Below are 25,551 nucleotides of genomic sequence, written 5' to 3'. Positions count from 1 at the left end.
CGGGGGAGTCGGGGTGCTAGGCGATCCGGGCCCAGGCCGTCCAGCTGCCGTTCGCGGCGTGGCTCCGGGCCCAGAGGCCGCCGTCCGTGCCCCTCGCGCCGACCTCGAACTGGCCCCCGCCCGTGTCCGAGGCGATGATGCCGACGCCACCGATCAGGTAGCCGCCCAGGGACGTCCAAGCGGTCTTCTTGCCGGCCGCGCTGCTCGAACGCGTCCACACGGCGTGGTCGGTGCCGATGACGAACACCTGTCGGCGACCGTCCCGGTAGGCGTACTCGGCCATGCCGGGCTGGCCGAACTCGCCGCCGCAGAGGTACTCGCCGCCCCAAGCCGGGCTGGTGCAGTGCATCGGCTCCGCCACCGCGCTGGCGGGCGCGGCCATCGACGCGACACCGGCGAGAACGGCGGCGGCCACCGCCGTCTTGATCTTCTTCATGGGTACTCCTCAGTAGCGCGGACCGGAGCCGCCCGTCCGGCGGACGGCTTCCTCTGTCGAGGTGACGGCTGCTCAGGTCCGAGGGGTTCACCGGGCCTTCGCGGGGTGCGCGTTCGCGCAACCGCGCGGTGCCGCCGGGGCAGGCCGTGGCTCGCCTCCCCGCCGCCCGCCCGCCCGCCCGTCCCGGATCGGCGAACCCCGAGCGCGTCCTGTTGAGGGCGAGTGGCGTGCGTCACATACTGCGGCCATGACAGATGAGTGCAGGCGGCAGATGGAGTCCACCTCGACATGACACGAATCATCGCGGACATCTCGGTCTCCCTCGACGGCTTCGTCACCGGACCGGACCCGGGCCCGGACAGCGGGCTGGGCACCGGTGGCGAGGCGCTGCACACCTGGGCGTTCTCCGACGACCCCGACGACCGTCGGCTCCTGCGCGAGGCGACCGGCCGTTCGGGCGCCGTCATCCTCGGCCGCCGGCTCTTCGACCTGGTCGACGGGCCGCACGGCTGGGACGACGAGACCGGCTACGGCGCCGCGGAGGTCGGCAAACCGGCTTTCGTCGTCGTGACGAGCTCGCGGCCGGAGTCCGTCCGACTCGGCGCCCTCGACTGGACGTTCGTCACCACCGGTCTGCCCGATGCCGTCACCGTCGCGCGCCGGCACGCCGAGGCGGCTTCCGCGAGCAGCGGCCGGGACCTCGACGTCGTCCTGATGGGCGGGGGCGCCCTGATCCGCTCGGCGCTGGACGCCGGCCTGGTCGACCTGCTGTCGCTGCACCTGGCCCCCGTCCTGCTGGGCGCCGGCACACCCCTGTTCACCGGCGCGGTGCCGCGCACCCTGGTACAGCGGAGCGTCCTCGCGACATCGACCGCGACGCACGTGACCTACGACGTCCACTGACGGCGCGTTCCCCAGGCGCCCGGCCGGCCGCGGGAGGGACCGGAGTACCGGTCCCTCCCGTGCCCCGACGTCGCCCACGGCTCGTCGGCCCGCTCTCAGCCCCCGGCGAACCGGCCCTGGACCCCCCGGTCGGCCTGTGGCCGGGGCGTCACTCGAAGCGCGCGGGGTCGCCGGCGCCGCGCCGGACGATCTCCGCCTCGCCGCTGGAGAAGTCGACGACCGTGGTCGGTTCCGTGCCGCAGTCGCCGGAGTCCACCACGGCGTCCAGCACGTGGTCGAGGCGCTCCTTGATCTCCCACCCCTGGGTCAGGGGCTCGTCCTCGCCGGGGAGGAGCAGGGTGCTGGAGAGAAGGGGCTCGCCGAGTTCGGCGAGGAGGGCCTGGGTGACGACGTGGTCGGGGATCCTGACCCCCACCGTCTTCTTCTTCGGGTGCATCAGCCGGCGCGGGACCTCCTTGGTGGCGGGGAGGATGAAGGTGTAGCTGCCCGGTGTCGCCGCCTTGATGGCGCGGAAGACGGCGTTGTCGATGTGGACGAACTGGCCCAGCTGGGCGAAGTTCTCGCACATCAGGGTGAAGTGGTGGCGGTCGTCGAGCCGCCGGATCGTCCGGATCCGTTCGAGGCCCTCGGTGTTGCCCATGCGGCAGCCGAGGGCGAAACAGGAGTCGGTCGGGTACGCGATCAGGGACCCGGCACGGAGGCTCTCGGCCACCGTGCCGATGGTGCGGGCCTGCGGGGTCTGCGGGTGAACGTCGAAGTACTTCGCCATTGGCCGACCCTACGGGATCCACGGCCCGCCCCGCGCCCGGCCCGCGCCGGAGGCCGGAGCCTTCCCCCGGCAGCCGGCGCGGGCCGGGCGCACGTGCGCTCCTTCCGGAGGGCGGCCCGGGGCCCCGGCGGGACACGGTCGCGGCGGCGGTGGTCCACCGGACCGGTGGACCACCGCCGCTGGTCGTCGCGACCGATCGGCCGGACACCCTCCCCGCGTTCGGTTACAGGGCGATCCACTCGGTGGAGGTGGTGACCTCCTTCAGGAGGTCGGGCAGGGGTTCGACGCCGAGGCCGGGGCCGGTGGGGACGGCGAGGTGGCCGTCGGCGAGGACGAACGGCTCGGTGATGTCGGTGGCGAAGTAGCGGTGGGAGCCGGAGGTGTCGCCGGGCAGGGTGAAGCCGGGGAGGGCGGCGAGGGCGACGTTGGCGGCCCGGCCGATGCCGGTCTCCAGCATGCCACCGCACCAGACGGGTATGCCGTGGGCGCGCGCCAGGTCGTGGATGCGGCGGGCCTCCAGGTAGCCGCCGACCCGGGCCGGTTTGATGTTGATGACGGAGCACGAGCCGAGCGAGATGGCGGCCGCGGCGTCCGCGGCGGATTCGATGGATTCGTCCAGGCAGATCGGGGTCCTCAGCAGATCGGCCAGCCGGGCGTGCTGCACGAGGTCGTCGTTGGCGAGCGGCTGCTCGATCAGGAGCAGGTCGAACGCGTCGAGTTCGGCGAGCTGCCGGGCGTCGACGAGGGTGTAGGCGGCGTTGGCGTCGACCTGAAGGAGGAGGTCGTCGCCGAAGCGCTCGCGGACCGCGCGGACCGGCTCGACGTCCCAGCCGGGTTCGATCTTCAGCTTGATCCGGGCGTAGCCCTCGGCGACGTAGCCGTCGACGGCGTCCAGGAGTTCGGGGATCGAGTCCATGATGCCGACCGAGACCCCGCAGGGGACCTTGTCGCGGGAGGCGCCGAGGTACTGGGCGAAGGACTCGCCCGATGCCCGGAGCTGCGCGTCCAGGACGGCGGTCTCCAGGGCCGACTTGGCCATCCGGTGGCCGGTGAAGGGCTCCAGCACCCGGCCGACGGTGTGGGCGTCGATGCCGTCCTTGGGCAGCGCGGGGACGAGGAACCGGCGCAGGACGTCCTGGACGCCGTCGACGTACTCGGAGCAGTAGCGCGGCTCGGACATCGCGGCGCACTCGGCCCAGCCCTCGCCGTCGGCGGTCTCGACGCGGACCAGCAGGACGTCGCGGCCGGTCTCGGTGCCGAAGGAGGTGCGGAACGGAGAAACGAGCGGCAGCTGGATCCGGCGGAGTTCGATCCCGGAGATCTTCATGACTGGTGGCTCCTGGCGAGGGTCGGGGTGGGGGTCGTGGTCAGGGGCGTCCGCGGGGCGGTGGCGCCGGTGCGTCGGACGAGGTAGGAGCGCCGGTCGTGGAGGCCGGTGACCCGGGCACCGTCGGCGAGCAGCTCGCCCAGGGTGTGGCGGACGGCCAGTCGCCAGGCCCGGGCCGCGCCGGGGTCGGTGCGGCGCAGCGCCTCGATGTCCTCGGGGAGGTCGATGAGGACGCACTCGGCGTCGATCGGGCCGGTCTCGGGCCGGCCGTCGCGGTCGCGGACGGCGTGAGCGGTGCCGGGCGGCGCGGTGACGGGCGGGCAGGTGCCGGCGACGGTCGCGGTGACCGGCGGGGCGCTCAGGTCCCAGGTCGCCAGGACGCGGTCGGAGTCGTCGCCGCCGTTGATGGCGTCGTCCATGCGGCCGTAGAAGGACTCCAGGTACTCGGTGGGCCGGGCGCCGAGTTTGACGAGGTTGAAGTAGGCGTTGCGGCGGATCAGCGGGTCGTAGGTCCAGGTGATGCGCCGCAGTCCGCGCTCGAGCGCCCACCGGCGCTGGTGGAGCTTCAGCGCCAGGCCGATGCCGCGGCCGGGGGCGGCGCCGGTGATGTGGGAGTGCAGGGTGGTGCCGGGCGGGGTGGCGAGGAAGGCGATCGACGCCCCGACCAGGTGGCCGTCCCGGTACGCGCCGGCCACGTAGTTGCCGGCGTGTGCGAGGGCACGCATCACCTCGACCGGGACGGGTGTGCCGCCGCTGTCGGTGCGCCAGATGTCGGCGTAGAGGCGCTTCACGTCCTCGAAGTCCTTGAGGTCGTGGAGTTCGCGTACCTGGAACGCGGTCATTGCAGGGCTCCGGTGAGGTGGGCCAGGAGGCGGGCGCGGTGCGGCATCTCGGCGGTGCGGACGTGTTCGTGGTCGGCGTGGGCGCCGTCGCCGACGGCTCCGAGGCCGTCGAGGGTGGGGCATCCGACGCCGGCGGTGTAGTTGCCGTCGGAGGCCCCGCCGACGGCGGCCTGCCGCAGGGGAGGGAGCCCGAGCGCGGCAGCCTGCTCGGCCGCCAGCGTGAACAGCGCGGCCGAGGCGGTGGCGTCCAGGGGCGGGCGGTTGGGGCCGCCCCGGAGGTCGAGGCGCGCGCCGGGCAGGTGGGGCCGGAGCGTGTGCACGAGGTGGTCGACCGTCTCCTGGGCCGCGGTGCTGGGGACCCGGACATCGATGTTGAGGTCGGCCCGGGCCGGGACGGTGTTGTTCGTGGTGCCCGCGGACAGGAGGGTCGGGGTGACGGTGGTGCCGGGCCCGGTCCGCCCGACCACGGTGTCGGCGATGTCCTGCAGCGCGAGGACCTGGTGGGCGAGTTCGACGGCCGCGTTGACGCCCTTCCGCGGTTCGAGTCCGGAGTGCGCGGCGCGGCCGTGCACGGTGAGGTCGTAGATCGACACGCCCTTGCGGGCGGTCTTCAGCGCTCCGCCGTCGGCAGAGGGCTCGGCGACGAGGGCCGCGGAGCAGCGGCGGGCGGTCTCCTCGACGAGGGTGCGCGAGGTGGCGGAGCCGACCTCCTCGTCGCCGGTGACGAGCACGCAGATCCCGTCGAGCGTGGGGAGGGAGGCGAGGGCGTGGAACATCTGGACCAGGCCGGCCTTCATGTCGAAGACGCCGGGTCCGCGCGCGATGCCGTCCGCCACGGACCACGGGTGGGTCCTGAGCGAGCCGACCGGCCAGACGGTGTCGTGGTGGCCGAGCAGCAGGACGCGGGGCGTTCCGAAGGTCCACTGGACGTGGGTGACGCCGCCGTTCACCAGCAGCCGGGCGGGGGCGCCGAGCAGGCGGGTCCCCTGGGCGGCGACGACCCGGGCGCTGCGGGCCACCGCCTGGTGGTCGGCGGAGTACGACTCGCAGGTCACGAGCTCTTCCAGGTCGGCGAGCATCGCGTCGAGCTCCGGCGCGAGGTCTGCGGGCGGGGGCGCGGGCAGGGGCGGGGTTCCGAGGTCGGCCGGCACGGGAGGGTCCTCCTGGGGTGGGGTGACACCCACGCTAGGCAGTGCCGACGGCCGCGCGTTCGTCGTCCCGTCACAACGTGGACGGCCCGTTCGTACGCGGGACCCAAGAGCCCGGACGCCGCGGTGCGCCGGACACGGCGCCGGAGGCGGCAGCGCCCGGGCACCCGGGCGGTCAGCCGGAGCCGGTGGCGCCCGCTCCTGAGGCGGGGTCCGCACCACCGCGCTGCGAGGGCATCAGGCGCAGTTGCAGCATCGCCGCGAACCGGGCGGCCGGGTCCTGTAGGTCCAGGCACCCCACCTCGGCCACCCGGCGGATCCGGTAGCGGAAGGTGTTGGGGTGGACGTACACGCTCGCCGAGGCGGCGATCACGTCGCCGAAGGCGTCCAGCCACGCCCGCAGCGTCTCGACGAGGTGGGCGTTGTGCTTGGCGTCGTAGGCCACCAACCGGGCCAGTGGCGCGGACAGTTCGTCGCCGTGGGTGGCGGCGAGGTCGCGCAGCTCCAGCAGCAGCGCGTCGGTGTTGACGTCCGTGATCGACGCGACCCCCGCGCCCGACCGCCGCTCGAACAGCACCCGCAGCGCGCGGTCGGCGTTCGTCCTGGACCGCGCCAGGGCGGTGGACTCCTCCGCCACCGACCCGATGCCGATGACGGCGCCCGTCCGGTTCCCGGTCCGCTCCAGGAAGTCCGAGGCCACCTGTACGGCACGCTCGCACCGATGGGCCGCCTCGCCCCGCACCGGGAACAGCGCGTAGGCCACGTCGCCCAGGAGGGCCACCGCCGAACGCGGCTGGACGGCGGTGAGGTGGATGGCCAGCGCGCCGGCCAGGCGCTGCCGCTCCGCCGTGACGTGGGCGTGGTCCTCACCCGGGCGGTGTGCCAGCCCCAGGGCCATGACGAGGGTCGGCTCGTTCGCCAGTCCCAGCCGGCCGAGCGCGTCGGGCGCGCCGGCCCCGCCCTCCAGCACGGTGGTGACCAGGTCGGTGCGCAGCCGGTTCTCGGCGTCGGCCCCGGCGCGGTGGCGCAGCATGTGCAGGGCGACGAGCTTCGCGGCGTCCTTGAACGCGGCCTCCCTGGCGGGGGTGAGCGGTTCGCGGACCGCGGCCCACACCGAGCCGAGCACCTCGTCGCCCGCCCGTACCGCGATCGCCACGCGCGGCAGTGCCGTCTCGCCCTCGCCGACCGCCGCCGGTGCGATCCGCACCGGGTCCTCGCTGCGGTAGATCTCCCGGAAGACGCCGCGGCTCTCCATGAGCCGCACGTACCGGTCGGGGACCCGGCGGGCCAGGATGGTGGCCACCCGGGCGGGGTCCGCTTCGTCCTGGCGGCCGGAGAAGGCCAGGATGCGCTGGCAGCGGTCCTCGATGGTGATAGGCGCGTCCAGCAGGGTGGCGACGGCGTTCGCCAGGGCGAACAGGTCGCCCGAGGGCACCCCTCCCAGGGTCTGCCCGCCGCTGTCCCCGATGTCGCCCTCGGCCAGCAGGGTGCGCAGCATCGCCGCCAACTGGGCCCAGGAGGCGCCGCGGGTCAGGGCGAGCAGGGGTATCCCGGTCTCGGACACCGCCCGCGCGAGTGCCTCGCCGTCCCCGACCGGCCCGTCCCCGACGGGCTCGCTCCCGACCGGCCCGCTCCCGACGGGCCCGCTCCCGACGGGCCCCCGTACGACCAGGGCCGCGACGCGGTGGGTCGCCAGTTCGTGCAGCAGCCGGACGATCTCCTCGGAGCCCCGGACGCCGGCCCCGAGCACGATAGCCCGCGGCGGGTACTGCTGCTCGTCGTACGGGTCGTGGATCCCCACGCCGCCGATCTCCGGGGCCAGGCCGACGTCGCCGTGCAGCAGGTCGAGCAGCGTCGGGCCGAGGTCCCGCAGTACCCGGCCCAGGCCGCCGGCGGAGTGCGTCGCCATGTGCCTGATCATCTCCGCAGGTTAGGGGCCTGACCGCGCCCCCCGCTCGGTACCTGCGGACAAGGCTAAGCCCCCGCGTTCGTCGCCCGGGACGAACGCGGGGGTGGGCTGTTCGACGGGTCCGGTGCCGGCACCGGCCCGACCGACGGTGTCAGCCCTTGCCGCCGGCCTTCAGGACCTCGGCCGCGGCCACGCCGGCCGCGCTGTTGCCGTGGCCGCCGCCCTCGACCTCGGCCGCCACCGCGAGGTCGTCGCGGTAGGCGATGAACCAGCTGTTGGTGCCCTTGCCGGCACCGGCCTCGACGGTGCCGGTCTTGGCGCCGATCCGCCCGGACAGTCCGGACATCGGTGCCCGGGCGGTGCCCTGGGTCGCGGTCTTCGCCATCATCGCCCGCAGGTCCCGCGCGACGCCCTCGGGAAGCCTGCCGGGGGCCGTCACCCGCTTCGCGTCCGGCACCAGGACGGGCTGGCGGAACGTTCCGCTCTGCACGGTGGCCGCGACCGAGGCCATCAGCAGCGAGTTCACCTGGATCTGGCCCTGGCCGATGAAGGTGGCGGCCGCCTCGTCCTTGCTCTTCGGCACCGGGATGGTGGCGTCCCTGCTCGGGATGCCGATGTGCCACTCCAGGCCGAGGCCGAACTGGTTGCGGGCGACTTCGGGCACCGTCCCGAGCTGCAGCTTCTCCAGGCCCTTGTCGATGAACCCGGTGTTGCAGGAGCGGGTGAAGTCGTCGGTCAGGGTGTAGCCGGGGAAGTCGCCGGGCTCGTCGTTGTGCCAGGCGCGCGGGGAGTTGGTGGTCTCCTTGCACGGCACCACGGTGTCCGGCCCGACCCCGGCCTGGAGCAGGGCGGCGGAGGTGATCACCTTCATCGTGGACCCCGGCGGCTGCCCGCCGCCGACCGCGCGGTTGAACCCGTCCGGCGAGGAGTAGGCGAGGGCGAGGATGTGGCCGGTGCTCGGCTGGACGGCGACCAGCGAGGCCGGCTTCCCGCCCGCGGCCTGCTTCTTCACCGCCTCCTCGGCCACCTGCTGGAGGCCGGCGTCCAGGGTGAGCCTGACCTCCGGCGCGTTCGCCGGGGTGAGCACGAACAGCTGCTCCGGTGCCTTCGCGCCGCCGTCGGAGATCACCACGGCCTGCCCGTCGACGGTGGACCCGCCCTGGGCCGGGGTGATCTGTGGAAGCACGCTCCTGAGCGACGGGAACGCGTCGAGCGGCTTGCCGTTCCGGTCGACCGGCTTCGCCACCGGATCGGGCAGCAGCTTGATGCCGATCGTCTCGCCCGCGTCGAGATGCGGGTGGATCACGTGCGGCGACCAGCGCACCGCGACCCGCCCGTCGGCCGCCCGCAGCACCGTCAGCGCGCTGTCGTACTCCCAGGCCTCCGCGGTGCCCTCGAACTCCGCCTTCGCCCGGAAGCCCACCGCGGGCTCGCTCGGCGTCGCGGACGCCACCGGGCCGGTCCCGGCCAAGGTCAACGAGCGCGGCTTCACCGCGTCGCGGAACGCCGCCAGGGCGGTCCGCGCGGTCTCCTGGCGGTCGGTGAGCGCCGCCGCGGCCGTGACGTCCCCACGGCCCCAGGCCGCCAGGAAGTCCTTCGCCACGGCGTCGGCCTCCGCGGCGGTCGGCGCCGGCTGCGCCGACGCGGCCGCGGCCGGGGACTCCTGGTGGTCGCCGGCCGCCGGGCCGTTGCCCGTCACGGCGTTCACCACGTTGTAGGCCCCGTACCCGCCGGCGGCCAGCAGCCCCACGACGGCTGCCGCCAGCGCGCCCTGCCAGACCCGGCGTCCGGCGGAGCGGCGCGGCGGTTCCTCGTCCTCGATGTCCTCGGCGTCGTCCGGGTACTCGGTGTGGCCGGGCGGGTTCCCGATGGACTCGGGGTCCGACCCGTGGTCGTCGGCGTACGCGCCGGATTCCTCGTGTTCTGCTGGCACTGCGTTCCCCCCGTTGGTCCCCGGTCACGGGTCCGTTCCCCCGTCGTTCCGCTCCGCTCGGCCGCCGTGGCGGCCGGACGGCTCGGGCGGCGTCCAGCATAGGCGGGCCGGGCTCGGCGACCGGCGGCGGGGAGGCCTCCCTTCGTATGCGCAAGGGCGCCATCGGTGTCGCCAGAGGGCCCTCGGGGTGTCGCGGCCGATCGGCGGCGAGGCCTGTCCGCGGGTGGCGTCGCGGGGCCCGTGCGGCACCGGTCGCCGTCCGGCGGGTATCCCAGAAGGCTGGGATACCGGCCTTGGCTGCGTACGGACAAACTGGCGCGTGGCCGGCCACTGCGAAGGGGCGTTCCCGCGCAGGATCCGGCATTCCCCGTACCGACGGCTTCCGGAGGCACTCTTGCTCGTATCCCTCAGGCGTACCCTGCTCGCGATCCTGCTCGCCCTCACCGGGCTGCTCATGCTGCCGGGCGGCGCGTCCGCCGACACCCCGGCGTCGGTCCTGTTCAACCAGTACTCCCAGCGCTGCCCCGACGCGAGGTCGGGGATCCAGGACATGCACCCCTGCGCTCCGTCCGACAACCCCGGCATGTGGGTGGTCAAGCGCGTCCCGGGCTACCCCGAGCGGTTCACCGTCACCACCAGCAGCCCGGACGGCGTCCTCTGTCTGACGGCCGACGACCTGCCGATGACCACCGGCTGCGTGGCGGGCTACACCAGGCAGCAGTGGGAGATCACCCCGTTCGAGGCGGAGCCGGCCCTCTACGACCTGGTCGGCCTGCGGCTGAAGAACGTGGGCACGTCTGACTGCCTGGACAACTCGCGCAAGAACTTCGGCGGCTGGAAGCTGGTCCTGAGGGGCTGTGACGGCGGCAGCTACCAGCAGTGGGACGTCTACCGCAGCACCTACGAGGCGATCTTCAGTGCTCCTCCGGGCCAGCACAAGGGCATGACCTGGGGCACCCTGGAGCAGCGCGCCGACAACGTGGTGCACGTCGGCTTCGACAACCTGACCAACAGCGACCCGTACAACGGTGACACCGCGGCGAACGCCGTGCTGCCGGTGCTCTGCATCAGGCAGGACGGCCGCCCCGCTCCGGCGGGCGTCCCCACCAGCGGCTTCCACAGCTGGGCCGGCGGCGAGGTGAAGGTCACCCCGGCGCTGCCCGGCTACGAGCTGACCAGCCGTGCCGTCGCCGACCAGAAGTGCGCGACCGCCTTCGGCACCGGCTTCCGGATGGCCGAGTTCCACGACGGCACCGGCTGGGGCCTGTGGGCCAACGGTACCCTGCCCGCCAACACCCGCTTCTGGACCGCCATCAGCGGCCAGTCGGCCAACCCCTGGGACTGACCCACCGGCCCCGGAGAGCGGGCGCCGACGGTGGCGCCCGCCCTCCGGGGCCTTGCCGTGCCCGGCCTGCCGGGGGCAGGTCCCTGTCGGTGGGTGGTGGTAGGCCTGGGCGCACGGGTGAGACGAGGACTCCGCCGCTCCCCGACGGCGGCGGCGAGGAGTTCTTCCGGCGCGGCTGCCGGGTTCTGACGGAGGGTGGGATCGAGGACCGGGAGCGGGCCCGCGGCCTCTTCGGGGAGGCCTGCGCCGGGGCGGTCCGCCGATGCGGTGGCGGGTCGCCGAGGCTACTACGTGGGCCTGCCCTCCTGGGAGACCTTCCGGACCGGCGAGCGCTTCGACGTCCCGGCGGACAGCGAGTTCCAGCTCAAGGTCGAAGCCGACACGGCCTACCTCTGCGAGTACCGCGACTGACACCGCCCCGGACCACCCGTTCCGGCGGAGCGGCAACGGCGGCGCCTCCCCCCGGGGCGCCGCCGTTGCCGCACGATTTCCTCGCGACGGTGAATATGACGGCCACGCGCCGATTTCTGTGGCTGGCGTAAAGATTGTCATCCTATTGGCCAATTCGGGTTACCGGCGCCATGGCGGTCGCAGATCGGTGACTATGATCCACTTCTTGTGACGAACAGTCAGAGCACCATAACGGCAGTGCAGTCGGCCGACGTCGTGATCCTCGGGGCGGGCCCGGCCGGTCTCCTGCTGGCCAATCTGCTCAAGCGCGGCGGAATCGACTGCGTGGTCCTGGAACGCACCGACCGCACCCGCGTACAGACCCGGGCGCGCGCGGGCTTCCTCGCACCCAACACCCTGCGGATCCTGGACCGCCACGGCCTGGCCGAAGGCCTGCACCGCAATGGCAAGCAGCACGGCGCCTGCGAATTCCGCACCGCCGAAGGCCGCTTCCGCCTGGACTACGGCAACCTCGGCCGACGCGAACCGCACACCGTCTACCCCCAGCAGTACCTGGTCTCCGACCTGCTGACGTCCTACCTGGAGGCAGGCGGGCGGGTGCACTTCGAGACCGAGGCGCTCGCCGTGCACGACACGGGCACCACCCGCCCCACCGTCGCCGTACGGGAGGCGGACGGCCGCCTCGCCCGGTGGCAGGCCAGGTACGTGGCCGGCTGCGACGGCCGGCACGGCGCGGCCCGGCGCTCCCTGCCGCCCGGCACCGTACGCCACCACCGGGACCACGGGATCTCCTGGCTCGGCCTGCTCGCCGAGGCGCCGCCGAGCCTGGACGCCGTGGGCTACGCCGTCCACGACCGCGGCTTCGCCGGGCACATGGCCCGCACCCCGGAGGTCACCCGCTACTACCTGCAGTGCGAGCGCGGCACCGCGACCGGAGACTGGTCCGACGGGCGGATTTGGGACGAACTCGACACGCGGATGTACGCCGCCGAGCACGGACCGCTGCACCGCGGCCGGATCCTCGAACGCGGGGTCGTCGACTTCGAGTCCGACGTCATCGAACCGCTGCGCCACGGATCGCTCCTGCTGGCCGGGGACGCCGCGAGCCTGATCAGCCCGTCCGCCGCCAAGGGCGCCAACCTGGCCGTCCTGGAGGCGGAACTCCTCGCCCGGGCCCTGATCGCCGACCTCGCGCACGGCGACTCCGAGGCGCTGGACCGGTACTCGCGGCAGGCCCTGGAGCACATCTGGCGGGCGCAGGAGTTCTCGCTCTGGATGATCCGGCTGCTGCACCGCGAGCCCGCCGCTCCCATAGGCGAATCGTTCTTCCACGAATCCTTGCGCCGCTCGCGCCTCGAATCCCTGCGCACCTCGCGCTCCCACCAGGACTGGTTCGCCGAGAGCTACACCGGCGTCTGAGTCCTCCCGCTCCACCCCGCTCCGCCCGGCCCCGCGCTGGCCGACCCCGCTCCGCCCGACCTCGTTGTGCCCGCCCCGTCGCGCCCGCCACGCTCCGCCCGGCTCCGAGCCGGCCGGTCGCTGTCGGCTGCCCGCCGCCCGCCGGACTCCCGAACACCCGGACAAGGAACCGCACCATGCCGACCACGATGACGCCCCCGGACACCGACGATGTCACCCGCCTCCTCGCGGCGGCCACCTTCGTCCGGGAACACGACAGCACCACGCTGCTCCGCCTCCTGCTGCCCGGCCTCCCCGACTCGCGGCTGCGGGCACTGGCGGACCACTGCCGCTTCGCCCACGCCGCGGTCCTGGTCTTCCCGTCCGACCGGGACGCCCTGCACGATCAACTGGCCGCCTGCGACCTGACCGTGGACGTGCCGTCGACGCCCAGCACCGTGGTCCGCGAGCGGCTGGCACTGCGGCACGGCCACGACCCGGCGGGCCTGGACGTCGCCATCCTGCGGCCACCGCTGCGCGGCCCGCTCGGTGAGCGCCGGGTGGTCGAGGTGTTCGCGCTGACCGTCCCGCCGGGCTCCGGCCTGGCCGCGCTCGCCGCGCACGAGCGGGTCGCCCAGCACGAGGCGCACCTCGCCTTCGAGGTCGAGTCCGCGGACCCGCTGGTGCTGGACGGCCTGTGCGCGCTGCTCGCCCGGCACGGCGCGAGCCCCGACGGCGGCGGCTACAACCCGCACGAGGACGGCACCGTCCTGTACTTCACCGCCCCGGCCGGGTCGCGGACCGGGTACCGGCGGCTGGAACTCCACGTGGCGGGCGCCCACCCGGACACCCTGGCCGCGCACCTGGGCCGGTACCCCGCCGGGCCGGACGAGGACCGGGGGCAGGACCGCCCGGACGGGCCCGCCGATCCGCACCGGGAAGCGGAAGCGCTGCTGCACCTGCTCACCGGGGCCTGGACGACCCAGGCCCTCGCGGTGTTCGCCCGGCTGGGGCTGCCCGACGCCCTGGACACCCGCACGGGAGCCGGCGCCGAGGCACTGGCGGACCGGATCGGCGCTCACCCGCAGAGCCTCGCGACCCTCCTGCGCTACCTGGTGATGCTGGACGTGGTCGCGCAGCACCCGGACGGCTTCCGGCTCACCGGTACCGGGGCGCTCCTGAGGGCGGACGCCCCGGGGTCGATGCGGCCGCTGGCACTGATGTACGGCGGCCCGTTCTACCACTCCTTCGCGGAACTGGAGCACACCGTGCGGACCGGGGAGGCCGCCTTCGACCACCTCTTCGGCGAGAACCACTTCGACCACTTCGCCCGGGACCCCGAACTCGCCGAGCAGTTCGACCGGTCGATGGTCGCGAGCACCCGGATGTTCGAGCCGGTCCCCGCACATCCGGCGATCCTGGCCGCAGGCCGGGCCTCCGTTCCCGGCACCGTCGTCGACATCGCCGGCGGGACGGGCGAGCTGCTCGGACGCGTCCTGGCCGCCAACCCCCGCCTGCGCGGCGTCCTGCTGGAACGCCCGCACGTCGTCGCCGCCGCCCGCGGGCAGCTGGACGCGGCGGGCTGCGGCGAGCGGTGCACGTACGTCACGGGCGACTTCGCGGACGTACCGCCGGGCGCGGACGTGTACCTGCTCTCCCGGGTCCTGCACGACTGGGACGACGAGCGCTGCCGGGACATCCTGCGTCACGTGTCCCGGGCCATGCCCGCCCACGCCGACCTGCTCATCGTCGAGCGGGTCCTGCCGGCCGACGGTTCGACCTCGTTGGCCACCGCGTGGGACCTCCACATGATGTGCAACACCGGCGGCCGCGAACGCCGCGCCGACCACTTCGCCCGGCTGCTGGCCGACGCGGGCCTCGAACCCGTCGACGACTCGCCGCTGCCGCTCGGCGGCACCCTGCTGCACGCGCGCAAGGCCGGGGTGCCGGCCCCGCGCGGTCTGACCGCCGGGTAGCCGAAAGCCCCTGGTGCACGGCCCACGGCGCGCGTGCCGCCCCCCCGGGCCGCTCGGCGACGCGGTGCCCGGCGGCCCCGGGGGCACGCGCGCGTGGCGCGGAGAGGTCGTGGTCCCCGCTGTCGGTGCCGAGAGAGGGAGGCGGTCTCGCGTTCACGAAGGACGGTTCGGTGCCGTAGGGGCGTCGTCCGTGAGGTGTCGGACGTTCCGGCCCGCTGTCGCGCAGGACTTGGCGACAGCGGGCCGCGTCGTCGGGTGGCATGGAGGCCGGTGAGGACGCCCGGGTCGGCCGCCGCGTGATCGAACGGCCGCGCGGGGCCGATGTTCATGGGGGAGGTCGTCGGCGCCGCTCCGACCGGTCTCCCGAACGGCCGGTGCCCCGGTGAGTGGCGGTGACGGCGCGACACCGGGCCGTGGCAGTACAGGTGCTGCCCGTCCGGCCCGATAACGGTTCGGCAACGCCGCGGGCGCCGACGCGGACTTACCGCTCTTTCTTGTCAGAGCGGCCGACGGGGATCCTCGCACTCAAGGAGAACGTCCCGCTCTTCCGTAAGCGGGTGTGGCATCTGGATTCTGGCGCGGCCGGAAGGGGCGGGCGGCGGCTCGGCCGTGCTCTTTCTGGAGCGTGGCCGAGCCGAATTCCACAATGCCCTTCTTCGTGCCGCCGATCCGGTGCGCGCGAATTCAGGAGAATCCCCGGGGGGCTGCTACGGCGGAGTTGTTGAACGGTGATTCGTTTCCGGGGTCGATGTGCCCCCGAGGAAAAGGTGGCAGATTCCCGAATGGCGTGCCCCGGTGCTCGCCTTGCCCGCGCGGTGTGCCGCTTGTGCGGGCGGCTCGGGTGGGGCGGGGCTCCGCCCCACCGGCCGGGTGTGGACTAGACGTCGAGGTTGGCCTCGATGCGCTTGAGGCCGTGCCGGGCCAGGGCAAGGTTGGCATGCGAACGGTCTAGCGCCAGATAGAGGAAGAGCGACCCGCGGCTACGGGCCAGCGGGCGGATCAGGTGGTACTGGGTGCCGAGGGTGATCAGGATGTCCTCGATGGCGTCGTCGATCGACAGTGCGGCCAGGGCCTTGACCTTGGAGCGGACGACCTCGGTGTTGGCGGCGGCCGCGACCTCCAGGTCGAGTTGCCGGTTGCCGCCGAGAAACCCGAGCGACATACCGCTGTCGAAGTCGGCCAGAGCCACGCCGATGGCGCCTTCGAGCTTCATCGCGTCCTTGAGTGCGTCGTCAATGTTCATGCGCTGATCGTCCCTTGGTCGGCGTCCGGGCGGAACTCCCCTGTGGGGCAACAAAATAGCAAGGAATCACCCGTCGGTGTCACCCTGCTAATAGTGGTCGGAGTAATGTACGCTGCCTGGAGTTCAGAACGCGAAGGGGTCCAAGTGCGCGCGCTCGAAGCTTCCCTCTCCGATGTGCTCGGCGTTCCCGGGGTGGTCGGTGCCGTTCTCGTCGACGCCGTCACCGGCCTCGGCTACGGCTCCGCCGGAGACCACCGACTGCTCGGGTCCGGCGTCGAACTCGCCGAGCTGGCCCAGCTGATCGGCGACCGGCTGTTCGCCGCCGGGGCGACGGGCGAGTTGGAGAGCGTGGTGGTCACCAGCACTCGCCACCACGAGGTCGTCCAGGTGGTGCCCCGGCACGGCGACCCCCTGCTGCTGGCGACCGTGCTCGACCGGGGACGGACCAACCTGGCGCTGGCGGTCCACCAGACCGCGCACAGAGCAGCGGACTTGCTGACGTGACCGGCCTGCCCGGCCCTTCCGAGCGGCCCGGCGTCCGTGGCGTCCCCGCGCACCTGCTCGCCCTGCACAGCGAGGGCTTCACCGGCTCGGTCGTGCTCTCCGGAGCACCGGGCGGCACGATCCACCTGGAACAGGGGCTCGTCACGGCCGTCGAGACCCCCGGAGCCCCGTCCGTCGAATCGCTGCTACTGAGATCGGGCCGCGTCCACGAGTCCGCCTGGGTGGCGGCCGAGACAGCCGTCTCCGGCGTCGACGCGAACGCCGCCGCCGCGGCCCGGGACCGCGACCTCGGTGCCGTCCTGATCGCCCGGGGGGTGATCGGCACGGCCGAACTCGACGTCGTCTGCGCCGCCGCCGTCGTCGACGGCGCCTTCGCCCTGGCGCTCGCCGGGCCCGGCGTCCGGGAGACCGTCGAAGCGTCCCCGCCCGCCAGGATCGCGCTGCGTCCGGGAATCACGCCGCAGCGGCTCTTCGAGGAGACCACACGTCGGACGGCGCTGCTCGACCGTCTCACGGGACGCCCGCCCGGTGAGCTGGCCCGCACCCGGATCCGGCCCGCGGCCCTGCTCGGCGCCGAGGGTCCGCGGATCCCCGTCCGCTACCGGGACGTCCTCGACGCGGCCACCGGCCGGCGCACCGCGCGCGACATCGGATTCGCCCTGGGGCGCGGGGTGTTCGCGGTGCTGCTCGACGTCGTCCGGATGGACGCCCTGCACCTGCTCCACCGGGAGCCGGTGTCCGGCGTTCCCATGGCCCCGAGCGTTGCCCCACGGACGGCCCGGAGCGGGCCGTCCACGGCCCCGGTCGGACCGCTGCCGCGCCGCCTGCCGGGTGAGGGGAGCCGGAGCAGCACCCTCCGGAGGCCGACCCGGTCCGAGGGAGCGCCGCTCGCTTCCGACAGCCCATCGAACGAGCACCCTGCCGAGCGAACCGAGACGACAGAGAAGAGCGCGCCATGAGCAGCCAGATACCGACCGCCGTGCTGGTCGCCGAATTGCAGGCCCTCCGCGACGCGGTCACAGGCGTCTCGGAGAGCCTCATCTCCACCGTGGACGGCCTCCTGGTGGCCGCCGACACGGCCACCGTCCACCCCGAGTCGGCCGCGGCGCTGTCGGCCGCCATGCTCGGCCTCGGCAGGCGCACCGCGTTCGAGGTGGGCGTGGGCGGGCTGCGCGAGGTGGTCAGCCGTTGCCACGGTGGCTACGTGGTGGTGATGGCGATCGGTGATCAGGCCCTGCTGACGGTCCTGGGTGACGAGGGCCTCGACCTCGCCACCCTGCACGTGACGTCGCCCGCTACGCTCCGCCGGCTGGGCGAGTTGCTCGGGCTGGTGCCCGCGGTCTGAAGCGGGCCCGGGGTGCCGGAACACGGCCGTTCCCGCAGGCGCCGGTGTTCCGGCACCCCGGAGGGGACCTCCCGCACCGACCGCCGGCCCGGTCGGCGTGGACGCTGCGCCCGGTCCGGCCGGGACGGCGAGCGGTGGGGGGAGCCGCGGCGGCTCCCCAGATCGGGTGCGACCCGCGGGCGTGCGTCGTGCGGGGGTTCAGTGCGCTTCGCGGGGGTGCCCGGCGACGCGGCGGGCACCGGCGGTGATCCTCTTGAGGAGCAGACTCGGGATGGGCGTACTCAGGGGCCGGTGCGCGGCCGGTGAACCGGTGACGCCGGGGCGAAGCGTCGAGGGGATGGCGGGGACGGACCGCGTGGCGGCGGAGCCGCCGCCGGTGAGTGTCTGCCGGTTGCGCACGTGCTGCTCCAGGTGGCATTGAGGCGATGGTGATGTCGGCGGCCGCGGGCGTCGAAGTTGAGGGGTCGGCGTCGAGCCGTACGGCCTGCGGATGCTCGGTACCGCGCTGTGGGAAGCAGGTAGGTGAGCGTCGCCTCGACGCGGTCTGCGCTGCCTCCGCGGGCGGCGGCGAAATGCTCCCTGCGCGTTTTCTACCCGCTCCGCAGGCGCGGAGTCCAGGGGGTGCCGAGAGTTCCGTGTGTTCGTCCGAACCCTGGTACCGGCTCCTTGGTGGGTCTCCACGGAGGGCCGTCCCGGGGACCCCGCCGGACCGTGTGTGCCCCGTGGCCTCCGCCGACCGGGCCGAGGGAGGACGCCCGGCCGCCGCCCGGGGCCTGGCCGACATTGAGCTTGCGGAGGGTGGAGTGGTCCAGGCACGACCACACCGGGCGAGGAGCGTCGGGATCCGGCCGATGACGGCTGATCGCCGTGGCGGGGTCCGTCGCAGGTCGAACGCCCGGGCCGGACGGGGGCGGCCCGGGCGCCGTGGAACACCTGCCGGTGTTCCACGGCCCGGGGGACCACCCGGCGGCCGGAAAGCATCGGCCGTGGCACCATAATGGCGCATATTCAAACAGTCATTCCAACTTGATGGCTATGATTCCAACATCTCCTTCCTCGGGGTCTCTCTCGGGGGGTTGATGCTGCGCGCAGGTTGACGCCGTTGTCGCGAAGTCGACGTATCGCGGCATTCATGTCATGTGCATGGCAGTCACCCATGCGCCGCACCCGCACCGTCCAGAGCCGCAGCGGCTCGCCCGGCGTCCCACCCGACGATCACCGGCCGGCCGCACCCCGCGCCGCACCCTGCGGCGCGGACCCGTGCCCGGCCGCACCCGCGGTCGGCAGGCAAAGGAGTGCTCGTGTCCCGCAAAGCTCCCGCATACAGTCTCGCCGCACTCGCCATCACCACCGCCCTGCTGGCGACCGGCGCCCCGGCCGTCACCGCGCAGCCGGTGCCAGCCGTCCCGGTGTCGGCGCCCGATCACGGCCGGAGCGCTGCCCTGGCGGCGGCCGACGGCCAGAGCGGTGCCGTCGCCCAGCGCCTCGGCCTGGCTCCCCAGGAGCGGCTCGTCGCCAAGGACGTCGTCCTCGACCCGGACGGTGCCCGGCACCTGCGCTTCGAGCGGACCTATGCCGGACTCCCCGTCCTGGGCGGTGACCTGGTGGTGCATCAGGCCGCGGACGGATCCCTCCACGGCGTCGATCGTGCCTCCGCCGCCCCCCTCGCCGGCCTCGTGACCAAGCCCGCGCTGGACGCCGAACGGGCGCAGGCCGCCGCCCTCCACGCCCGACCCGGTGCCGCGGTCGGCCAACCGCCCCGGCTCGTGGTCTGGGCCGCCGACGGCACCCCGCGCGTCGCGTGGGAGACCGTGACCGAGGGCGTGGAGGCCGACGGCACCCCGAGCAGGCTCCACGTGATCACCGACGCGGCGGACGGCGAGGTGATCCGGACCTTCGAGGGCGTGCAGGCCGGCACTGGCCACGGCGTCCACGTCGGCGAGGTCCCGATCGCCACCACCCCGACGGACTCCGGGTACCAGCTCAAGGACGGCACCCGCGGCGGCACGTACACCACCGACCTGGGCAACGGTGGCGGTGGCGGGTCGATCTTCACCCGGGCCACCGACACCTGGGGTGACGGCCTGCCGGCCAACCGCGAGTCGGCGGCGGTCGACGCGCACTACGGCGTCGCGGCGACCTGGGACTACTACAAGAACGCCTTCGGCCGGGAGGGCATCCGGGGCGACGGCGTCGGGGCGTCCAGCCGGGTGCACTACGGCAACGGGTACGTCAACGCGTTCTGGGACGACGGCTGCTTCTGCATGACCTTCGGCGACGGCGAGGGCAACGTCCACCCGCTGACCGCGATCGACGTCGCGGGTCACGAGATGACCCACGGCGTCACCGCGGCCACGGCCGGCCTCGTCTACTCCGGCGAGTCCGGCGGCCTGAACGAGGCCACCAGCGACATCCTCGGGACCATGGTGGAGTTCTCCGCCGACCTGCCCGCCGACACCCCCGACTACCTGATCGGCGAGAAGATCGACATCAACGGGGACGGCACACCCCTGCGCTTCATGGACAAGCCGTCCAAGGACGGCGTCTCGGCCGACTACTGGTACCGAGGCATCGGGAGCCGCAACGTTCACTACTCCTCCGGGGTCGCCAACCACTTCTTCTACCTGCTCTCCGAGGGCAGCGGCGCGAAGACCGTGAACGGCGTCGCCTACGACAGCCCGACCTTCGACCACTCCACGCTCACCGGGATCGGCCGCGACAAGGCCGCCGCCGTCTGGTACCGGGCGCTGACCGTCTACATGACCTCCACCACCGACTACGCCGCTGCCCGCACCGCGACCCTGCGGGCGGCCGAGGACCTGTACGGCGCCGGCAGCGGCGAGTACGCCGCCGTCGGCGCCGCCTGGGGCGCCGTCAACGTCGGAACGGCCCTGTCCGTCGCGCCCGCGATCACGCATCCGGGGGACCAGGTCACCGCGGTCGGGACGGGGGTCGACCTGCTGCTCCCGACCGTGGGGGGCTCCGGCGCGCCGACCTACTCGGCAGCCGGTCTGCCGGACGGCCTGTCCATCGACGCCGGCACCGGAAGGATCACCGGTGTGCCCGGTACCGCCGGTTCGGCGGCCGTGACGGTGACCGCCGTGTTCGCCTCCGGCGCCACCGCGAGCACCGGGTTCACCTGGGCCGTCACCGACGGCACCGGACCCTGCCCCTCGGCGCAGCTGGTCGGCAACGCCGGCTTCGAGAGCGGCGCCGCGGCGCCCTGGACGACGTCCGGCAGCGTCGTCGACGCCGACCTCACCCAGCCGGCCCACGGCGGCACCTGGAAGGCCTGGCTGGACGGCTACGGGTCCTCCCACACCGACACCCTGACGCAGACGGTCGTCGTCCCCGCGGGCTGCACCACGATGCTGGGGTACTGGCTGCACGTCGGCTCGGACGAGACCACCTCGACCACCCAGTACGACCGGCTCAGCGTCACGGTGAACGGCGCCGAGGTGGCGACCCACTCGAACCTCGACCGGGCCGACGGCTACACGCGGCACACCGTCGACCTCTCGTCCTACGCCGGGCGGACCGTCACGCTCGGCTTCAAGGGCAGGGAGGACACCTCCCTGCAGACCAGCTTCGTGCTCGACGACGTCACCGTCGAGATCGGCGGCTGACCGCAACGGGCCCGTGAGCGAACGGACTTCCGGCCGCGCCGGGAGTTGACGCGCATGGGTGGCGGTCCGGCGGGCGGGGCCCGGAGGCCTCGCCCGCCGGCGCCGTGCCGGGAGCGCTCCGGCGTCGGCTCCACCCACCCGGGCGGGGCCGGCGTCCCCGTCGCGCCCGCTCGTTGACGCCAAGTCAGGTCCTCGCGGTCCCAGGAGTACGGTCCTGGCCGGGACCGCTCGCCCGGAGCCTGCTCCCACCTGCGGTTCGTCCTGGCTGCGGACGAACTCCGTTGTCCCCGAATGGTCTTCTTGAGCAAGCCGGGAACCACCGGTGCCATCGATCAAGAGAGGTCCTTCCATGAACGAGTACGTCCCGCAGAGCCGGAGCCGCCACGGTCGGCGCTGGGTGGCGACCACGGTGGCCGCGGGTGTGGTGGCGGCCGGGGTGCTGGCGCCGACCGTGGCGTTCGCGGGCGGCCGGCCCGACAGCGTCCAGTCGAGCCTGAACGCCCTGGTGAAGGAGGACGGGCTGCCGGCCGCGCTGGCCGCCGTGAAGGGCCGCGACGGCCGTACCCGCACCTACACGGCCGGCGTCGGCGACCTCGCCACCGGGGCCAGGGTCCCGATGGACGGCCAGATACGGATCGGCAGCAACACCAAGACCTTCACCGCCGTCGTCGTCCTCCAGCTCGTCGCGGAGGGGAAGGTCGGCCTGGACTCCCCGGTGGAGAGCTACCTGCCGGGCCTGGTGCGCGGTGACGGCATCGACGGGCGTCACATCACCGTCCGTCAGCTGCTCCAGCACACCAGCGGCCTGCCCGAGTACGTGGACAAGGACGCCATCCTCACCGACCCCACGCGCTACTACGAGCCGCGCGAACTCCTCGACACGGCGCTGGGCCAGAAGGCCCACTTCGCCCCGGGGACGAGCTGGGAGTACAACAACACCAACTACCTGCTGGCCGGCCTGATCATCCAGAAGGTCACCGGGCGGCCGCTCGGTGAGGAGATCGGGCGGCGCATCGTCGACCGGATCGGCCTGCGCCACACCTACGTCCCCGCTCCGGGGGACATGGGCATCCGCGAGGCCCACCCCAAGGGCTACAACCGCGGTGCGGACGGCTCGCTCCGCGACTACACCGAGCTGGACCCGTCCTGGGGCTGGGCGGCGGGCGCCGCCGTCTCCACCCCGAGCGACGTCACCCGCTTCTTCACCGCGCTCCTCGGCGGCCGCCTGCTGCCCGCGGCGCAGCTCGCCCAGATGCGGACCACGGTGGCCGCCGACGCGATCGCTCCGGGCGCCCGCTACGGACTGGGCCTGGTGAGCCGGCCGCTGTCGTGCGGCGGCGTGGCCTGGGGCCACGGCGGGACCATCCCGGGCTACGACACCGCCGGAGGAGCCACCGACGACGGCCGGGCCGTCAGCCTCGCGGTGACCATGATCCCGGGCGGCGAGACCGGGCAGCACGTGGAAGCCGCGGTGGACGCGGCGCTGTGCCGCTGACCCTCCCCGGCCGGACCGGAGCGTCCGTACCGGCATGACCGGCGGGTGCCGCGCGCCACGGCGTGCGGCACCCGCGCCCCGTCGGGCCCCCATCAGTCTCCCCATTTGCCCCCCATCAGTTCCCCCAGCATTCCCAGCAGAGGAGTTCCATCGTGAGCGAGTACGTCCCGCAGAGCCGGACCCGCCGCGGCCGGCACCGGGCGGTGGCGGTCGTGACCGCCCTGGCCGCGGGTGCCGTGGTGGCCGGAGCGCTGGCGCCGACGACGGCATTCGCGGGCGGCCGGCCCGACAGTGTCCAGTCGAGTCTGACCGCCCTGGTGAAGGAGGACGGGCTGCCGGCCGCGCTGGCCGCCGTGAAGGGTCGCGACGGCCGTACCCGCGACTACACCGCGGGGGTCGGCGACCTCGCCACCGGGGCCAAGGTCCCCGTGGACGGCCAGATACGGGCCGGCAGCAACACCAAGACCTTCACCGCCGTGGTCGTCCTCCAGCTCGTCGCGGAGGGGAAGGTGGGCCTCGACGCGTCCGTCGACACCTACCTGCCGGGCCTGCTGCGCGGCGACGGCATCGACGGGCGCGCCATCACCGTCCGCCAACTGCTCCAGCACACCAGCGGCCTGCCCGACTACATGGACGCGCCCGCCCTCGCGGACTTCACCACCGTGCAGTACCGCTACTTCGAGCCCCGCGAGCTGCTCGACGGCGCCCTCGTCCAGAAGGCCCGCTTCCCCGCCGGCAGCAGCTGGGAGTACAGCAACACCAACTACCTGGTCGCCGGGCTCCTCGTCCAGAAGGTCACCGGACGGCCCGTCGGCGAGGTGATCACCAAGCGCGTCATCGACCGCGTCGGCCTGCGGCACACCTACTTCCCCGCCCCGGGCGACACCGCCGTCCACGAGGCCCACCCGCACGGCTACTTCCGCGGCTCGCCGGACGCGCCGCTGGTCGACTACACCGAGATGGACGCCTCGATGGCCTGGGCGGCCGGGGGGATCGTCTCCACCAACACCGACCTCAACGCGTTCTTCGCCGCGCTGCTCGGCGGCCGTCTCCTGCCGCCGGCCCAGCTCGCCGAGATGCGGACCACCGTGCCCGCCGAACTGCTGGGCCCGGGGGTCCGTTACGGACTGGGGCTGCAGAGCAAGCCGCTCTCCTGCGGCGGCCTCGCCTGGGGCCACGGCGGCACCTCTCCCGGCTACCGGACCAGGGGCGGGGTGACCGACGACGGGCGGGCCGCCACCATCACGGTCACCGCCGTCCCGGGCGCGACCGGCGCGCAGCACATGGCGGACGCCCTGGACGCGGCCCTCTGCCGCTGACCCGCCCCGCTGACGGCCTCGCGGCCCCTGGCTCAGGGGCCGCGAGGCCGTCAGCGGGGCCGTCAGTCGAGCTCCTCCGCTCCACCGCCGACCGCCGCGACCGGCAGGGTGGCCAGCACCCGGAAGCCACCCCCGTCGACGCTGCCCGCCACCATGCTGCCGCCCTGCAGCGCGACGCGTTCGCGCATGCCGATCAGTCCGTACCCGGTGCGGCCCGCGGTCGGCCCCGGCCCGTCGGCGCCCGTGCCGGCCCCTGCTCCGGCACCCTCCAGGGCGTCCGCCGGTGCGGCGGCGGCGCCGTCGTCGGTCACCTCGACGGTGATCCGGTCCGGGTGGTACGTCAGTTCCACGCTCGCCCGGGCCCGGCCGGCGTGCTTGCGGGTGTTGGTGAGGGCCTCCTGGACGATCCGGAACACCGCCAGGCCGGTGCTCGGCGGCAGCGGGCGCTCCTCGCCCCGGACGGTGAACCCGGTGGGCAGACCTGCCCTGCGGGACTCCTCGACGAGCCCGCCGAGGTGCCCGACCCCGGGCTGCGGCGCGGTCGGGGCCCCGTCGTCCGGCTCGTCGCCGGCCCGGAGGACGTCGAGCAGGTGGCGCATCTCGCGCAGCGCCATCCGGCCGGAGCCCTCCAGGGTGACCAGGGCGTCGCGCACCACCTCTGTGTCGCGGCCGAGGTGGGCGCGGGCACCGCCGGCCATCAACTGCATGGTGGTGATGTGGTGCGCGACGATGTCGTGCAGCTCCCGGGCGATGCGGCGCCGCTCCTGCGCCACCGCGCGGTCGGCCAGCAGCCGGCGCCTGACCTCCACCTCGTGCTGCCAGCGCTTCAGCACCTCGGCCGCGGCGACGACCAGGGCCGCGGCGAGCAGGTTGACCGCCACTCCGGAGACCGGCGGGGGCCACGGGTAGCCCCGCCCGAGGAGCGGCACCGCGGCCGCGACGAGGCCGGCCGGCGCCGCCACCGCGATGCCCCGGGACCGGGCCACGGCGAACAGCGCGACGCAGAGCGCGCAGTTGAAGTGCTGCGGCACCGCGACGCTCAGGTTCAGCGCCAGACCGAGGACCAGCACGCCGGACAGCGACGCCAGCGGGTAGCGGCGCCTGGTGAGCAGCGGTACCGCTCCCAGGACGAGCAGGACCACGGCGGTCAGGGCGATCGGCGGGCTTCCGTCCGGCCCGCCCATCGAGTAACCGAGGAGGTCCAGGGCCGCCGCCGCGACGGCCACCAGCGCGTCACTGGCCGTCCAGGGCAGGCCGTCGGTTCCCGGTGAGGGCGGCGGGGGCCGGTGGTGCGTCGACATGCTGGTGGTGGTCCTTTCCGTGGCCGGGCGGACCGGCCCTCGCGGGTCCGCCGCAGCCGTCGTCCGTGCGCCGTCCCCTGCGGTGACCTGTGGTGACCTGCGGACCCGGGGGCGTCGGTGGTCCCATTGTCGCAGCGGCTCCCGGCCCCGAACCGGTACCGGGGGCCGATCCCCGACCGGGCCCCTGGTCCTGGTCGGGGCCGTGCGGCGGCCCCCGGGCCCCCGCGCGACCCCGCCGCCAGGGGGTAAGGGACGGGGGTGTGCCGACCGCGCCGCGTCGAGCAGAACGCACGCGTCGACATCGGGGCGGGGATGCACGGC

The 25,551-nt window shown here is 74.0% G+C and carries 20 protein-coding genes; 11 read left to right on the top strand and 9 right to left on the bottom strand.

Going from position 1 to position 25,551, the window contains the following annotated elements:
- Positions 1–16: 16 nt before the first annotated feature.
- Positions 17–436, bottom strand: coding sequence for a hypothetical protein (locus OG618_RS01955; protein WP_329485354.1), 420 nt, complete (start codon positions 434–436; stop codon positions 17–19).
- 288 nt (positions 437–724) lie between these two features.
- Between OG618_RS01955 and OG618_RS01950 the strand changes: the two genes are divergently transcribed.
- Positions 725–1,339: a dihydrofolate reductase family protein gene (locus OG618_RS01950; protein WP_329485352.1), complete on the top strand. Its 615-nt coding sequence runs from the start codon at positions 725–727 to the stop codon at positions 1,337–1,339.
- A 148-nt stretch (positions 1,340–1,487) separates the two neighbouring features.
- Here the strand turns inward: OG618_RS01950 and OG618_RS01945 are convergent, their stop codons facing one another.
- The 6 genes from OG618_RS01945 to OG618_RS01920 all read right to left on the bottom strand — a co-directional run bounded on the left by OG618_RS01945 (position 1,488) and on the right by OG618_RS01920 (position 9,267).
- Entirely contained in the window at positions 1,488–2,108 is a 621-nt protein-coding gene (locus OG618_RS01945) for an L-threonylcarbamoyladenylate synthase (RefSeq protein WP_329485351.1), read from the bottom strand.
- 223 nt (positions 2,109–2,331) lie between these two features.
- A complete protein-coding gene (menC, locus tag OG618_RS01940) occupies positions 2,332–3,435 on the bottom strand; it encodes an o-succinylbenzoate synthase (RefSeq protein WP_329485350.1) in 1,104 nt (367 codons plus the stop codon).
- Positions 3,432–4,277 (bottom strand): GNAT family N-acetyltransferase, encoded by an 846-nt coding sequence (locus tag OG618_RS01935; RefSeq protein ID WP_329485349.1) that lies wholly within the window; start codon positions 4,275–4,277, stop codon positions 3,432–3,434. Before OG618_RS01935 ends, menC begins: the two co-directional genes overlap by 4 nt.
- The gene (locus OG618_RS01930) at positions 4,274–5,356 is read right to left on the bottom strand and encodes a M20 family metallopeptidase (protein ID WP_329491981.1); all 1,083 of its coding nucleotides are present in this window, start codon (positions 5,354–5,356) and stop codon (positions 4,274–4,276) included. Before OG618_RS01930 ends, OG618_RS01935 begins: the two co-directional genes overlap by 4 nt.
- A gap of 244 nt (positions 5,357–5,600) precedes the next feature.
- The gene (locus OG618_RS01925) at positions 5,601–7,334 is read right to left on the bottom strand and encodes a PucR family transcriptional regulator (protein ID WP_329485348.1); all 1,734 of its coding nucleotides are present in this window, start codon (positions 7,332–7,334) and stop codon (positions 5,601–5,603) included.
- A 151-nt stretch (positions 7,335–7,485) separates the two neighbouring features.
- Positions 7,486–9,267, bottom strand: coding sequence for a penicillin-binding transpeptidase domain-containing protein (locus OG618_RS01920; protein WP_329485347.1), 1,782 nt, complete (start codon positions 9,265–9,267; stop codon positions 7,486–7,488).
- A gap of 394 nt (positions 9,268–9,661) precedes the next feature.
- On the opposite strand from OG618_RS01920, the gene OG618_RS01915 reads away from it, so the two are divergent.
- The 4 genes from OG618_RS01915 to OG618_RS01900 all read left to right on the top strand — a co-directional run bounded on the left by OG618_RS01915 (position 9,662) and on the right by OG618_RS01900 (position 14,397).
- On the top strand, positions 9,662–10,612 hold the full coding sequence (locus OG618_RS01915) for an RICIN domain-containing protein (protein ID WP_329485346.1): 951 nt from the start codon (positions 9,662–9,664) through the stop codon (positions 10,610–10,612).
- A gap of 267 nt (positions 10,613–10,879) precedes the next feature.
- Positions 10,880–11,023 carry a pyrimidine/purine nucleoside phosphorylase gene (locus OG618_RS01910; RefSeq protein ID WP_329485345.1) on the top strand — a complete coding sequence of 48 codons (144 nt, stop codon included), beginning with the start codon at positions 10,880–10,882 and terminating at the stop codon, positions 11,021–11,023.
- A gap of 237 nt (positions 11,024–11,260) precedes the next feature.
- Positions 11,261–12,442 (top strand): 4-hydroxybenzoate 3-monooxygenase, encoded by a 1,182-nt coding sequence (locus OG618_RS01905; RefSeq protein WP_329485344.1) that lies wholly within the window; start codon positions 11,261–11,263, stop codon positions 12,440–12,442.
- A gap of 176 nt (positions 12,443–12,618) precedes the next feature.
- Positions 12,619–14,397 carry a methyltransferase gene (locus OG618_RS01900; protein WP_329485343.1) on the top strand — a complete coding sequence of 593 codons (1,779 nt, stop codon included), beginning with the start codon at positions 12,619–12,621 and terminating at the stop codon, positions 14,395–14,397.
- A gap of 877 nt (positions 14,398–15,274) precedes the next feature.
- Here OG618_RS01900 and OG618_RS01895 read toward each other — a convergent pair.
- Positions 15,275–15,640 carry a hypothetical protein gene (locus OG618_RS01895; protein WP_329485342.1) on the bottom strand — a complete coding sequence of 122 codons (366 nt, stop codon included), beginning with the start codon at positions 15,638–15,640 and terminating at the stop codon, positions 15,275–15,277.
- Positions 15,641–15,784: 144 nt separating this feature from the next.
- Here OG618_RS01895 and OG618_RS01890 point away from each other — a divergent pair, with 144 nt between their 5' ends.
- The 6 genes from OG618_RS01890 (at position 15,785) to OG618_RS01865 (ending at position 23,929) form a co-directional block, all read left to right on the top strand.
- Positions 15,785–16,144, top strand: a complete 360-nt coding sequence (locus tag OG618_RS01890; protein WP_329485341.1) for a hypothetical protein — start codon at positions 15,785–15,787, stop codon at positions 16,142–16,144.
- The gene (locus OG618_RS01885) at positions 16,141–17,103 is read left to right on the top strand and encodes a hypothetical protein (protein ID WP_329485339.1); all 963 of its coding nucleotides are present in this window, start codon (positions 16,141–16,143) and stop codon (positions 17,101–17,103) included. Before OG618_RS01890 ends, OG618_RS01885 begins: the two co-directional genes overlap by 4 nt.
- On the top strand, positions 17,100–17,489 hold the full coding sequence (locus OG618_RS01880; protein ID WP_329485338.1) for a roadblock/LC7 domain-containing protein: 390 nt from the start codon (positions 17,100–17,102) through the stop codon (positions 17,487–17,489). Before OG618_RS01885 ends, OG618_RS01880 begins: the two co-directional genes overlap by 4 nt.
- Positions 17,490–18,790: 1,301 nt before the next feature.
- On the top strand, positions 18,791–21,115 hold the full coding sequence (locus OG618_RS01875) for a M4 family metallopeptidase (protein ID WP_329485337.1): 2,325 nt from the start codon (positions 18,791–18,793) through the stop codon (positions 21,113–21,115).
- A 349-nt stretch (positions 21,116–21,464) separates the two neighbouring features.
- Positions 21,465–22,610 (top strand): serine hydrolase domain-containing protein, encoded by a 1,146-nt coding sequence (locus OG618_RS01870; protein ID WP_329485336.1) that lies wholly within the window; start codon positions 21,465–21,467, stop codon positions 22,608–22,610.
- Between the two features lie 152 nt (positions 22,611–22,762).
- A complete protein-coding gene (locus OG618_RS01865) occupies positions 22,763–23,929 on the top strand; it encodes a serine hydrolase domain-containing protein (RefSeq protein WP_442906728.1) in 1,167 nt (388 codons plus the stop codon).
- A 62-nt stretch (positions 23,930–23,991) separates the two neighbouring features.
- On the opposite strand, the gene OG618_RS01860 is transcribed toward OG618_RS01865, so the two are convergent.
- Complete coding sequence (locus OG618_RS01860; RefSeq protein WP_329485335.1) at positions 23,992–25,230, bottom strand: histidine kinase; 1,239 nt, start codon at positions 25,228–25,230, stop codon at positions 23,992–23,994.
- Between the last annotated feature and the right edge of the window lie 321 nt (positions 25,231–25,551).

It is taken from the genome of Kitasatospora sp. NBC_01246 (assembly GCF_036226505.1).
Taxonomy (GTDB): Bacteria; Actinomycetota; Actinomycetes; order Streptomycetales; family Streptomycetaceae; genus Kitasatospora.
This window is presented reverse-complemented; position numbering and strand designations above follow the sequence as displayed.